The following is a 12,348-nucleotide window of genomic DNA, read 5'->3' as shown; positions in this document are numbered from 1 at the left end:
TTGGGAGACGACACGATTTCTACTTATCAGAAGGCTCTGTTAAAGATGGCAGTTGATTTCCGCTCCAGACGCCCGCGGACCTTAGGTCGTGCCGGGGAGCCTCCTCGGCCTCGTACTCCCGCAGGAGTCGAGCATATCCGCTCCAAACAACAGAGTATATACAAAATCAACAATATCGTTTAACGGAGCATATCAAAAAAAGGCATAACTTAGTTAATTATCCTAGTTATGCCTCCCTATTTAATGTGCTTCGGTAAGAGAATAATTTTCCTCGTGTTTTTCAATTTTGACGGCACATGCCTTAAACTCAGCTGTACCGGCAAGTGGATCGGTAGCATGATTGGTTAGTTCATTCGTACTGACCTGGTCTGGAAAATGAAAGGTCATAAACACTAAGCCCCTTGGCTGTTTATTGCTTATTCTTATTTTCGTGACCACACTTCCCCTTCTGGAGCTTACCCTCACCAGATCACCGTCATTAAAACCATATTGAGCGGCGTCATCCGGATGAATTTCTAGTCCTTCCTCCGCATTCTTCACCTTTTTATAATTACTCGTTTGCACCCCGGTATTATAAAATTGCAGCCGGCGTCCTGTTGTCAGTATCAACGGATATTCTTGATCAGGCACCTCCGCAGGCGGCTGGTAATCGGCAGGCACAAATTTCGCTTTCATGCCCACATCTTTTGACCATAAACGGCTATGAAGTAATGGCGTCCCTTTATGGTTTTCATCAGGACATGGCCATTGCAGGCCTCCTTCTTCATCGATTCGCTTGTACGTTACACCGGCAAAATTAGGTGCGAGCAAGCGAATTTCTTCCCAAATATCCTCTGCTGATTGGTACTTCCAATTAGCCCCCATTTTATTCGCAATGGCCTGGACAATTTCATGATCATGACGGGATATGCCGGGTCCTTTTATGGCTGGACGCACCCGTTGGATCCGTCTTTCAGAATTAATCAATGTCCCATCGTTTTCAGCCCAGCCTGTCGCCGGAAGGACAACATCAGCAAGCATCGCCGTTTTCGTCATCAAGATATCTTGAACAACCAAAAATTCAAGATTTTCAAATAACTTCTGGACATGATTTCCATCCGCATCTGATTGGACAGGATTTTCACCAATTACGTAAAGGGCTTTAATTTCTTTCTGTTCCATCGCATCCAGCATTAAAGTCTGATGCTTGCCTATCTTTTCAGGAACCGGCTCGCCCCATACCTGTTCATGGAGCTTCCTTCCTTTAGGGTCATCAACATTCCAGCCGCCGACCAGGCGATTCGGCAAGGCGCCCATATCTCCGCCCCCCTGTACATTATTTTGGCCGCGCAACGGATTAAGTCCAGAGCCATATTTACCAATATGACCAGTCAGCAATGCCAAATTAATTAAAGAAAAGACATTTTCCGTTCCATTATGATGTTCGGTTATGCCTAACGTCCAGCAGATGGTTGCTTTATCAGCCGTTGCATAAAGGCGGGCAACTTCACGAATGTCCTCTGCAGGAATGCCGGTAATGGTTTCAGCATATTCCGGCGTATAGGATTGGACAGCTTTTTTATATAATTCAAATTGCTCGGTTGCATTTTGAATAAAGTCTTGATGAACGAGGTTTTCTTCGATTATGACATGTCCCATGGCATTGGCAAGCGCAATATCAGTCCCTACACGAACGGGCAGATACTTATAAGCAAGTTTGGTTTGGTCGATTCGGCGGGGGTCAATCACCACCATTTTGGCACCATTTTTTATTCCGCGGCGCATATGGTTAAAGATAATCGGGTGACATTCCTGTGTGTTGCTTCCCCAGACAAGAATGACATCGGTATTTTCTAACTCATCGTAGGAACCTGTAGCTGCACCTGTTCCAAACACAGTCACCAGACCGGTGACACTAGGAGCATGTCACGTTCGGTTGCAGCTGTCGATATTATTCGTGCCAATGACCGTCCGCATAAATTTCCCGGCAAGGTAGTTTAGTTCATTCGTAGATCTCGAAGAACTGAAACATCCAAATGCATCTGGACCATGCTTTTGTTTTAGCTTCGAAAATTTGTCGGCTATCAGTGTCAATGCCTCATCCCAGCTGGAGGGCGTAAGCTTTCCGTTTTTACGTATCAGCGGCGCGGTTAATCTTCGGTCGCTGTTGATATATTCCCATCCAAGTGCTCCTTTGACACAGGTTTCCCCATGGCTGGACGGATTCTCTTTATATCCTTTTACTTTACTGACCTTGTCGTTTTCCACCTCAACGACAAGACCACACCCCGTGCCACAGAAGCTGCAAATGGTTTCGACTTGGTTTGCATGAGTTTCCATAAAATTACTCCTCCTAATCTAGCTATCTGGCGAATTATGATGCAACATACATTATTTTTTTTAACATTCAACAATCCTATCACTTCGTGTATAGACATTAAACGAGTTATTTCGTATAAAACCAACCGTTGTAATGCCTAATTCTTCAGCAAGTTCGAGGGCTAAATCCGTAGGAGCCGATTTGGATAGAACAACCTCACATCCAATCTTGGCTACTTTCGTTAAAATTTCAGAGGAAATACGGCCGCTAAAGACAAGCACTTTATCTTTTAAGGATATTTGATTACGCAGACAATAACCGTATATTTTATCAAGTGCATTATGTCTACCAATATCGACACGGGATAGGATCATTCCATCTTTGTTGCACAAAGCGGCATTGTGAACACCACCCGTTTTTAAAAATACACTCGAGCTTGTTTGCATTTCATCCATTAAGCGAAAACATTCTTCATACGTTAATTTTACGTTCACATCGTTAAAATAGTGTGACATTCTCGCATCATTGAAAAAAACGAAACCTTGCCTGCTTTTTCCGCAACAAGAGGTAATATAGCGTTTGGAATGAAACTTTTCGTAGAAATGATTGAGATAGTTGGTCTTCACATGAGCAAATCCTTCTTTTGTTTGAATCCAAATATCATCAATATCCTCAATCCCTCTTATGACCCCTTCTGACGCTAAAAAACCGATGACCATATCCTCCATGTATTCTGGGGTACAGACAAGTGTAGCGAATTCATTTTGATTTAATTTGATGGTGATGGGCTGTTCGGTAACAATCGAATCCTCTTGTTCTGTAATGTTTCCATGTGAATAACGGGTAATGGTTCGTATAATAGTGGTACTCTTCACCTCTGACTGCTGCCTCCCCGTTTTTTATCATAATAATCAGTCATTAATGACCAGATTTCGCATGCTCATGAATTAAGCTGTTATTCTGGTCTCTTTTTGTTTGCGCAGCTTTGAAATGTCCATTCGTATTAATAATGAAATAATGAAAGCAACAACAAATAACCCTGCAAAGATGTTTAAGCTTCCCGCGTAAGTTCCGGTCGTATCTTTAATATAGGCCGCAAACATCGGACCTACGAGCCCGGCTGCTGCCCATGCTGTCAGGATATAACCGTGAATTGCGCCAAGCTGTTTTGTTCCAAATAAGTCCCCGATATAGGCTGGAATGGTTGCAAATCCCCCACCGTAACAGGTATAAATAACAGCCAGCATCACTTGGAACAACACCACATTTGTCGTATGCGGCAATAAGAAGAATAATCCAATCTGAAGAACAAAAAATGTGGTGTATGTATTAGGACGACCTATATAATCAGAAGTGGAGGCCCACCCGATACGCCCTAACCCATTAAATACTCCAATCGCTCCAACAAGGGCCGCAGCTGCAGTCGTATCAATGCCAATCGTCTCCATCGCCAATGGTTTCGCCACAGCCAAAATAGCAATACCGCAGGTGACGTTGATAAAGAGCATCAGCCACAGATACCAAAATCGGCTTGTTTTCACAGCTTCATTCGCAGTCAATTGGGATAAATCCAGACTAGATTTTGCTGCACCAGATTTCACTTTTTCCTTATATCCCTTTGGAGCCCATCCTTCAGGCGGTCTTTCCAGATATAACGAGGATGCGGTCATCAGCAAGAAGTAAGCGCTTCCTAGAATAAAGAAAGTTTTGGCTACCCCTACATTTGCAATTAAACTATTCATAATAGGACTAGCCACAGCCGCTGCAAAGCCAAATCCCATAATAGCAAGACCTGTAGCAAGCCCGCGGCGATCAGGGAACCATTTCACCAATGTTGATACCGGAGCGATATACCCCACACCAAGTCCTATTCCGCCTAACATTCCATAAAACAGATAAAGCATAAATTTCGAACCTGCCAAAACCGCAACACCTGAACCTGCAATTCCTATGCCAAAAAAGGCAGCTGCCAGTAGTCCTGATTTTCTGGGTCCATGTTTTTCAACAAAATGGCCTAAAAAGGCTGCTGATAATCCCAGGAATAAAATCGCAATACTAAATGTTAACGCTACCTCAGAGTCTGACCAGCCAAACAAGTTTTTTAGCGGGTTTGTAAAATTGCTCCATGCATACACGGATCCGATGGAGATGTGAATCCCTACAGCTGATGCCGCTATAAGCCATCGATTCTTTTTCGTTTCTGCCATACAGCAAATCCTCCTTTTTATTCTTTTTGCCGCCCACTTGGCAAGCAATAACATTTAATCGTCAGGCATTCACTCCTTTATCTAACCGTATGGCATAGAATTCAAATCATGATTAACGAGTCACCAGTCAGATAATTTTGACTATTAAAATAATAGTAACACACAGTTTTTTCCATTATCAACAGGAATATCGTCATATCTAACACTGGACTTAAAGAAAGGCTGCCCTGAAAATATGCAAGTTTAAAATAATGTCCAACCCTTATTACAAGTTCGCTTATTTTCATCCCATCGTGCAATTTTTTGTGCATGGGTCCCTCTGTTAATCGGAGCGAAAGAAGTTCAGCAAAAATGCCGGGGAGCCTCCTCGTTCGGGCGCAGAAAGCGCCTTCTGGGGCCCCACAGAGTCAGCTTTTCCTCTCCGTAGGCAATTGGAGATTCTAAAGTAAAAAAAACGGCAAAAATTCTTGATTTATCAAGAATTTTTGCCGTTAATGATGATGACCTGTTCAGGGCTCGATCCTGTCCCCCCTGTCAAGGTGAGGAAGTCAGTTGGGTTATAACAGTTTGAGTTTTTTTTATGTTGATTTAATAGGCTCTTATGTTAGTATCCTATGATTAAAACAGATGTTATTGGTGGCAGTAAGGTGGGTTTTACCAACCACTGAATCCCTCGGCACATAAGAGTTTAGGCCTTAATAACCACCCAATATAAAACTATCTGCAACCTCTAATTTCATTTTGCAGCAAGCTACATTTTCACCGGAAGACCTCCCACTATTTTCCATTCTCTATGTTTCGTAACTGCCTGCCACACTACGGCATAGAATTTAAGAGTTTAACTTGTTGTGTTAATCATTAAGGACGATGGTTTTTATAACTTCATTTGGGTTTTTACTTGAGTATTCAAAGGCTTCAGAAATCTCATCCAGTGAGAATCTGCCTGTAATCAGATCTTTTACATTTATCCTTCCGTCGGAAATCCACTTAATGGCTGTTGGAAAGGCATTGGCATATCTATTGACAGCAACATAATCTAATTCCTTATCCAAAAATGTTGCGATATTCATATCAACAATATTTCCACCTGGCCACCCTACCTGAACAACACATCCACCAGGACGGCAATAATGGAACGTCGAGGCAGTGCCTTTGCTTGAACCGGCAGTTTCAAAAACAACATCCGTCACCGCTTCTAAACTAGGATCTGATGGAACGGCCACCTTGTCAATTCCTATCTTTTTGGCGAAGCTAAGTCTGGATTCATTAATATCAACACAGATGACTTCTCCTCCACCAGCGGCTTTAAAGGCTTGAGCAGTTAATAGCCCAATTGGACCAGCACCTATGATAATAGCAGTATCACCATTTTGGAATCTTGCACGGTTTACAGCGTGAACCCCTACTGCCACAGGTTCTACCAATGCTGCTTCTTCAAATGATAGGGTCTCAGGTATATGAAATACCATGTCCTGTCTTATTGTTATGTAATCACAGAAAGTACCATTGATTGGAGGGGCTGAAAGAAATACCACATCAGGGCATAAATTGTATCTACCCGACTTACAATAACTGCAAGAACCGCATGGTATCCCCGGCTCAATAACAACGTGGTCACCTTTTGAAAAATCTTTTACACTACTACCCACTTCTACAATAATTCCGCTGGATTCATGACCAGGTACATATGGACGATCTACAACAAAATTACCCAGCCTGCCTTCCCGATAAAAATGTATGTCAGATCCGCAAATACCGTTTGCTTTTATTTCAATCAATACTTCATCGTCTTTAGGTGAAGGTATATGATCTTCTTTTACTGAAAATTTGTGTTCTTTATCGAGAAATGCCCTTCTATTCATTCTTTTCATACAGCAACTACCTCCTCAAGTTTCAATCCTTCTGTCAAAAGCATAAGTGTTAACGCCTGTCCATAGGTCATCGGGCAAATAGGAACATCCTTGTACTTTTGAGGATCGTCACAAATGGCCGTACCATAAGAAACCTCAGTGACTGTGCCATCTGGTGAGATTCTCTTGATAATAGCCTCTAACGCTTTGATTCCGCATTCTCTGTACTTTTCAGGAATATAACCTAACCTTACCGCCTTTAATATTCCGTAAGCGAAACCAGCTGTAGCAGATGCTTCCACATAGGATTCTTTATCTGTAATCAAGGTATGCCACATACCGTTTTGGTTCTGATACTGTTCTAATGCTTGCACCTGTGCGTGAAGTGTATCCAGCAGAAACCATTTCACTCCCATATCTACTTCTCCAAGGATGTCTAAGTAATCAACCACACTTGAGGTATACCAACTATTTCCCCTCGCCCATTGAATTTCACCGAATGCATGGCGTCCATTAAAATCAAAACCGTGATCGAATAATCCGTTCTTTTTATTAGCCAAGTATTTAATATGTAGTAGATATTGTCTTACTGATTCGGCCTTATAATCCTCCCGGTCAAGCAACTTGCCCATCCTAGCCATAAACAGGACTGTCATAAACAGTGTATCAATCCAAATTTGTCCTTGATTTTCTTTTTCCGAAACAATGTGCTGCAGCCCCATTTCTTCGGTTCGCGGCATTTCCTTTATAACCCATTCGGCCCATTCCTTGCATATATCCAAATAAATGTCTTGTTTTGTATATTCATATACATACGTAAGAGTCAAAAGTGGGCACATGGTGTTCACGTTCTTAGCTGGTAAACCCTTACGGATATTGTTATCAAACCAATCGATAAGAAAATCCAGTACTTCTTGCTTCCCGGTTTCAGCATAATATTTTTGCATTCCGTACAACCCAACACCCTGAGCCCATTCCCAGGTATCCATATCTATTATGCTAATTGGGCAAATCTCAGTTACACCAGTTTCGTTATCCAGATTTTTCATTCGATTGTTGACGTTTTCAAATAAATATAGTAAATCATTTTTCTCCATAGATGGCCCTCACTTTCAAGAAAATAGATTCAACAACATATTTACATTATAGCTAAGGCATAAATATATATATTGCAATAATGTCTTGTTTTATTGCATTTTTGTTCATGTGCATTTAAAATTGAGATATCATGGCCGAGAGGAAGATAATGGGATAATGGATAGGTTTAAAAAAGTTAGGGAGCCCTATAATGTGGACTTTCAGCTGGATCATAGTATAGGCACAGACAAGGAAGTGATGAATTATTATCATTTTCACAATGTATATGAAATCTATCTGGCAATTAATGCAGGGGCTGAAATGTGGATTGGAAACAAGCGATATATAATTTCCCCAAATGATCTTTTTCTTTTAAGCTCAAGTGATCAACACCGTGTGATTGTGAATGATCGTAAGTTCTTTGAACGGTATATTCTGTATTTTAATCCATTATATATCCAGAGTTTTAGCACTTATAAAACCACCTTACTGGAATGTTTCGGAATAAATGGTTCAAACCGTACACACTGCCTTAAATTAACTACAGAGGAAACTCAAGAGCTAACCTCATTATACTCCCGCCTCTCTGATTTAAAGGAAAGCAGTGACTCTTATGCATGGGAAATCAAGCAAAAAATACTCCTTTCAGAAATTCTTATCATTATTAATGAAATATACATGGAGGGCATACGAAGAAGAAGCGCAGAAAAAATAACCTCAACAGAACACCAATTATTGATACCAATAATGGAATACATTGGTGTAAATTACGACAAAGATTTGAATGCCCAACAAGTTGCCGAGTTATTTGGCCTAAACAGGCATAGTCTTAATGGGCTTTTTAAAGATATTACAGGTATCTCTTTTCACAAATATTTGGTTAACACTAGAGTTATCATAGCTCGGGAACTGTTAATGCAAGGTGACATATCCATTACTCAGGTATGTTATGAAAGTGGATTCAATGATTATGCCCATTTTATCCGTACATTCACTAATACGGTAGGAATTTCACCTGGCAAATATGCAAGGCAGTTTCAAAAGGTCAAATGAGCCATTTCATGTAGAATCTTATTAAATTTTCATTTTGTTATTTAAGATTGCCACATATTACAACCAAATCATCAGATTTCTACATAATAAAATGTTTGTAATAATAAAAAACCTTGACAACACGAGTGTTTATCAAAGTTCCATACATAGTCTACTGTGACAATTACAGCTATCAGTGGAATTTAGAAAGGTTGGCCCCTATTCAATATGGGGGCACTGAAAACAATAAGTGCAAAATTAGGCATTCTAAAATAAGACTAACCATCAATCTTTATGGTCATACCCTTGAAAGCACAGATGAAGCTGCTGCAAGTCAACTTGATTAAATTATTAACAAAAAAGAAAAGGCTTGAAATATGTACCATTTGTTAAAATATGAAATAAACTTTCTATTTTGCCACCAATCTGCCACCAATTCATCTGTATTCCTTCAAAGTTAAATTCCTGTTATATAGAAAAAGCCTTGACAACACAAGGGTTATCAAGGCTCTGTTATGATGACCTGTGCAGGGCTCGAACCTGCGACCCCCACCCTGTCAAGGTGATGCTCTCCCAGCTGAGCTAACAGATCGTTTAACTTATTTATTTCGCTTGGTACAAATATAATTATATTAAAAAAGCTAAGAAAGTCAATAAGATTTTTCTTTTTTTATAAAAATTATTTCAAAAAGAACATATGTTTTTATTTTCCCTTGAATAAAGAACAAACGTTCGGTTATAATAAAAGTAGGAACAAGGAAGGGTGCGATCCATATGGATAGTCTAATTACACGGTCTATGGAAGAACATATTCCGCTAGAGATGATTTATCTTGCCGACAACCAACAAATTACCCAGAGAAAACTGATTGTAACAGAAGTGAATGATGAATATATCCGGGCGTATTGCCTGCTTCGCCAGCAAATACGAACCTTTAAACGTGACAATATTTTAGCTATCATGCCGGAATACCAAACCAAGCAACGCTTCCTCCACTAATCGTCTCTCGATTCTTCCTTTTGAACTATCCCTTATAACATTTCTCTGCTCTTTATGGTAAAATGCATTTGTATCTGGAAAAATAAGGTGGGAAGACAGATGGAAATACCAAAAGGCGCCAGAAAGGAAATCACTTTTTATAGTCATGAACTGAATGAAGAACTGAAGCTTCTCATTTACTTGCCTGCTAACTTCTCTCCATTATATAAGTATTCCTTGTTGATTGCCCAAGACGGCCGTGACTATTTTCAGCTTGGCCGCATCGGCCGATTGGCAGATGAGCTCCTTTTTAAAAAAGAAATCGGAAAAATGATCATTGTTGGGGTACCCTATTCAAATGTGGAAGATCGCCGAAAAAAATATCATCCAAAAGGTGACTTGCATCAAAACTATATCAGGTTTCTTGCCCATGAATTAGTACCTTTCCTCGACCGGGAGTTTCCTACCTATCAAATGGGGTCAACAAGAGCCCTGATTGGAGACTCATTGGCAGGCACTGTTTCTTTTATGGCCGCCCTCCAATACCCGCACACTTTCGGGAAAGTGGCCATGCAATCACCCTACGTGGATGATTCTGTCATACAGTCAGCCGTGAACTTTCCGAAACATCATGTAGTGGAAATTTATCATGTGATTGGCAGCCAGGAAACAAAAGTCCAGATGACCAATGGTGAAACCGGCGATTTCTTGACTCCCAACCGTGAACTTTCCAAAATTCTTTCTTTAATGCCATTGACTTATTTTTACGCAGAATTTGAGGGCAGCCATACTTGGACCTATTGGCAGCCTGACCTAAGACGTGCCTTAAGTGCCATTTTTCAAGACTCAAACCAATAATTTCATCAATTTTGAAAATTTGATATAATAGGATGATACTGAATGTGTCTTGTCGAGGATTGTTCATCGCAAAAGCTATCATAACGGAGGTAATCCTATGAAATTTGGAGTTGTTATTTTCCCATCAAAAAAGCTTCAAGATTTAGCGAATTCCTATCGTAAGCGCTACGACCCGCACTACTCGTTAATTCCTCCCCATCTGACTTTAAAAAGTGCTTTTGAAGCAGCAGAACAGGAGGCTTTAGCATTTGCTGGTAAGCTGCGGCAAATTGCGCAGGATACCCAACCATTTTTATTAAAAACTTCCAAAGTGAGTTCTTTTTTTCCAGTAAATAATGTTATTTATTTTAAAGTAAATCCCACGATTGAACTAAGCAATTTACAGAAAGAAATCAATCAGGATTTTTCCAGCCAAAACCCGGACTATGGTTTTGTTCCTCACATTACAATTGGGCAAAAGCTTTCTAATGATGAGCACTCCGATGTTTATGGATCACTCCGGATGACCCGATTTGACCATGAAGAAACTATCGACAGATTTCACTTGCTATATCAATTGGATAATGAATCTTGGACAGTATATGAAACATTTCGTCTTGGAAAGGAATAGTTAATGGTGACAGTCAAAATTGTAGAAAACAACACAGAACTTGAAGATGCCTATTCAATCAGAAGGACCGTTTTTGTTGAAGAACAAAACGTTCCGATTGAAGAAGAAATTGATCAGTATGAAGATGACGCCATTCATTTTGTCATGTACGATAATGGCGCTCCAGTTGCCGCAGGACGTTTCCGCAATGTCGATGGCTATGGAAAAGTGGAACGCATATGTGTATTAAAGGATGCCCGAAAGCTTGGGGCCGGTAAAGCAGTTATGGATAAAATTGAGGCTTTCGCACAAGAAAACGGGTTTCATAAGCTGAAGCTCAATGCCCAGACCCATGCCATTCCTTTTTATGCCCGGCTTGGCTATGAGATTGTTTCCGAAGAATTTCTCGATGCCGGCATTCCCCATAAAACGATGGTAAAAAATATTTAGAACTTGAAAAAGGCCTGTTTCCATTAAAGAAAACGGCCTTTTTGCTTACTTTTTATTAATCATATTAGAAATGGTATTGAAATCGAGGCTTTTGCCATCTTTAACGATCGTTTTGACAATCTGATCCTCTAAGTCTTTGCTTACTGGTTTTTGAGCCAGCTTCGAGACTTTACGAATGACACCGCGCACTGTTTTTTCATCATTAAAGTTGGCATTCTGCAGCGAATTAGCCAATTCAAAAATATCTTGCATATTAACGCCCGTTTTCTTTTCTATGTTCTTGAAGAAACCATTGTCCACGTCTCTTTCACACTCCTTCATAAACTACTTTATTGTATGAAGGGCAGGTAAAATGGTGAATAGAAAGGGCTGGCCATTTATTGGACCAACCCTTCCATGGTGTTCGCTAAAGATTAATACCAGCTTGCACCCACAATGATTAAAAGAATAAACAATACAACGATCAACACGAATGTAGAACCGCCGTAAAATCCGCCACCACCGTAACCGTAGCCGCCAAAGCCGCCGTAGCCAAAGCACATAAATGATTCACCTCGCTTTAACAGTTTCAATATAGGATATGAAACCGCCAAAGAAAGTGTATAGGCACTGGCAAGCATAGTAAGAAAATCAAATAAAAATGAGCAAATTATCCTTTAGGCTTAAAGACTAATGCACCGATAAACCCAAATATAATGGCTGCCGAAACACCTGAGCTTGTGACCTGGAACATCCCGGTCAACACGCCGATCAATCCATGACTTCTGGCGTCCTGAAGGGCACCATTGACTAACGAATTGCCAAAGCTTGTAATGGGTATGGTCGCTCCTGCACCAGCGAAATTAACAAGTGGCTCATATAATCCAAAACCAGCCAATATAGCACCCAATACCACTAACAAGCTTAATGTATGTCCAGGTGTCAATCTGGCAACATCAAATAAAAGCTGACCTATGACACAAATCAAGCCGCCAATAACAAAGGCCCAGAAAAACATAGCTAACACAA

At 40.5% G+C, this 12,348-nt stretch carries 13 protein-coding genes, 1 tRNA gene and 1 pseudogene; 5 read left to right on the top strand and 10 right to left on the bottom strand.

Going from position 1 to position 12,348, the window contains the following annotated elements; translation table 11 throughout:
- Positions 1 to 240: 240 nt before the first annotated feature.
- The 6 genes and pseudogenes from fdhF to bglB all read right to left on the bottom strand — a co-directional run bounded on the left by fdhF (position 241) and on the right by bglB (position 7,453).
- Positions 241 to 2,151 carry a formate dehydrogenase subunit alpha gene (gene fdhF, locus ACY8D0_RS03075; RefSeq protein WP_462409934.1) on the bottom strand — a complete coding sequence of 637 codons (1,911 nt, stop codon included), beginning with the start codon at positions 2,149 to 2,151 and terminating at the stop codon, positions 241 to 243.
- A gap of 3 nt (positions 2,152 to 2,154) precedes the next feature.
- Positions 2,155 to 2,319 (bottom strand): annotated as a pseudogene (locus ACY8D0_RS03070) (hypothetical protein); the annotation flags it as partial.
- A 60-nt stretch (positions 2,320 to 2,379) separates the two neighbouring features.
- Positions 2,380 to 3,174 (bottom strand): formate dehydrogenase accessory sulfurtransferase FdhD, encoded by a 795-nt coding sequence (gene fdhD, locus ACY8D0_RS03065; RefSeq protein WP_462409017.1) that lies wholly within the window; start codon positions 3,172 to 3,174, stop codon positions 2,380 to 2,382.
- A 72-nt stretch (positions 3,175 to 3,246) separates the two neighbouring features.
- A complete protein-coding gene (locus tag ACY8D0_RS03060; protein ID WP_462409016.1) occupies positions 3,247 to 4,506 on the bottom strand; it encodes an L-lactate MFS transporter in 1,260 nt (419 codons plus the stop codon).
- A gap of 851 nt (positions 4,507 to 5,357) precedes the next feature.
- Positions 5,358 to 6,377 carry an NAD(P)-dependent alcohol dehydrogenase gene (locus ACY8D0_RS03055; protein WP_462409015.1) on the bottom strand — a complete coding sequence of 340 codons (1,020 nt, stop codon included), beginning with the start codon at positions 6,375 to 6,377 and terminating at the stop codon, positions 5,358 to 5,360.
- Entirely contained in the window at positions 6,374 to 7,453 is a 1,080-nt protein-coding gene (gene bglB / locus ACY8D0_RS03050) for a beta-galactosidase BglB (RefSeq protein ID WP_462409014.1), read from the bottom strand. Before bglB ends, ACY8D0_RS03055 begins: the two co-directional genes overlap by 4 nt.
- 193 nt (positions 7,454 to 7,646) lie before the next feature.
- Between bglB and ACY8D0_RS03045 the strand changes: the two genes are divergently transcribed.
- Positions 7,647 to 8,486, top strand: coding sequence for an AraC family transcriptional regulator (locus tag ACY8D0_RS03045; RefSeq protein ID WP_462409013.1), 840 nt, complete (start codon positions 7,647 to 7,649; stop codon positions 8,484 to 8,486).
- 498 nt (positions 8,487 to 8,984) lie between these two features.
- On the opposite strand, the gene ACY8D0_RS03040 is transcribed toward ACY8D0_RS03045, so the two are convergent.
- Positions 8,985 to 9,057: transfer RNA gene (locus tag ACY8D0_RS03040), tRNA-Val, on the bottom strand.
- 182 nt (positions 9,058 to 9,239) lie between these two features.
- Here ACY8D0_RS03040 and ACY8D0_RS03035 point away from each other — a divergent pair.
- The 4 genes from ACY8D0_RS03035 (at position 9,240) to ACY8D0_RS03020 (ending at position 11,340) form a co-directional block, all read left to right on the top strand.
- The gene (locus ACY8D0_RS03035; protein ID WP_462409012.1) at positions 9,240 to 9,464 is read left to right on the top strand and encodes a hypothetical protein; all 225 of its coding nucleotides are present in this window, start codon (positions 9,240 to 9,242) and stop codon (positions 9,462 to 9,464) included.
- Between the two features lie 99 nt (positions 9,465 to 9,563).
- The gene (locus tag ACY8D0_RS03030; protein WP_462409011.1) at positions 9,564 to 10,301 is read left to right on the top strand and encodes an alpha/beta hydrolase; all 738 of its coding nucleotides are present in this window, start codon (positions 9,564 to 9,566) and stop codon (positions 10,299 to 10,301) included.
- Between the two features lie 97 nt (positions 10,302 to 10,398).
- The gene (locus ACY8D0_RS03025) at positions 10,399 to 10,911 is read left to right on the top strand and encodes a YjcG family protein (protein WP_462409010.1); all 513 of its coding nucleotides are present in this window, start codon (positions 10,399 to 10,401) and stop codon (positions 10,909 to 10,911) included.
- A 6-nt stretch (positions 10,912 to 10,917) separates the two neighbouring features.
- Entirely contained in the window at positions 10,918 to 11,340 is a 423-nt protein-coding gene (locus tag ACY8D0_RS03020; RefSeq protein WP_462409933.1) for a GNAT family N-acetyltransferase, read from the top strand.
- A gap of 45 nt (positions 11,341 to 11,385) precedes the next feature.
- On the opposite strand, the gene spoVIF is transcribed toward ACY8D0_RS03020, so the two are convergent.
- The 3 genes from spoVIF to spoVAE all read right to left on the bottom strand — a co-directional run bounded on the left by spoVIF (position 11,386) and on the right by spoVAE (position 12,346).
- Positions 11,386 to 11,640, bottom strand: a complete 255-nt coding sequence (spoVIF, locus tag ACY8D0_RS03015; RefSeq protein ID WP_462409009.1) for a sporulation-specific transcription regulator SpoVIF — start codon at positions 11,638 to 11,640, stop codon at positions 11,386 to 11,388.
- Positions 11,641 to 11,753: 113 nt separating this feature from the next.
- A complete protein-coding gene (locus ACY8D0_RS03010) occupies positions 11,754 to 11,882 on the bottom strand; it encodes a YjcZ family sporulation protein (RefSeq protein WP_462409008.1) in 129 nt (42 codons plus the stop codon).
- A 107-nt stretch (positions 11,883 to 11,989) separates the two neighbouring features.
- On the bottom strand, positions 11,990 to 12,346 hold the full coding sequence (spoVAE, locus tag ACY8D0_RS03005) for a stage V sporulation protein AE (RefSeq protein WP_462409007.1): 357 nt from the start codon (positions 12,344 to 12,346) through the stop codon (positions 11,990 to 11,992).
- Positions 12,347 to 12,348: the final 2 nt, after the last annotated feature.

Source organism: Neobacillus camarae (assembly GCF_054950115.1).
This window is presented reverse-complemented; position numbering and strand designations above follow the sequence as displayed.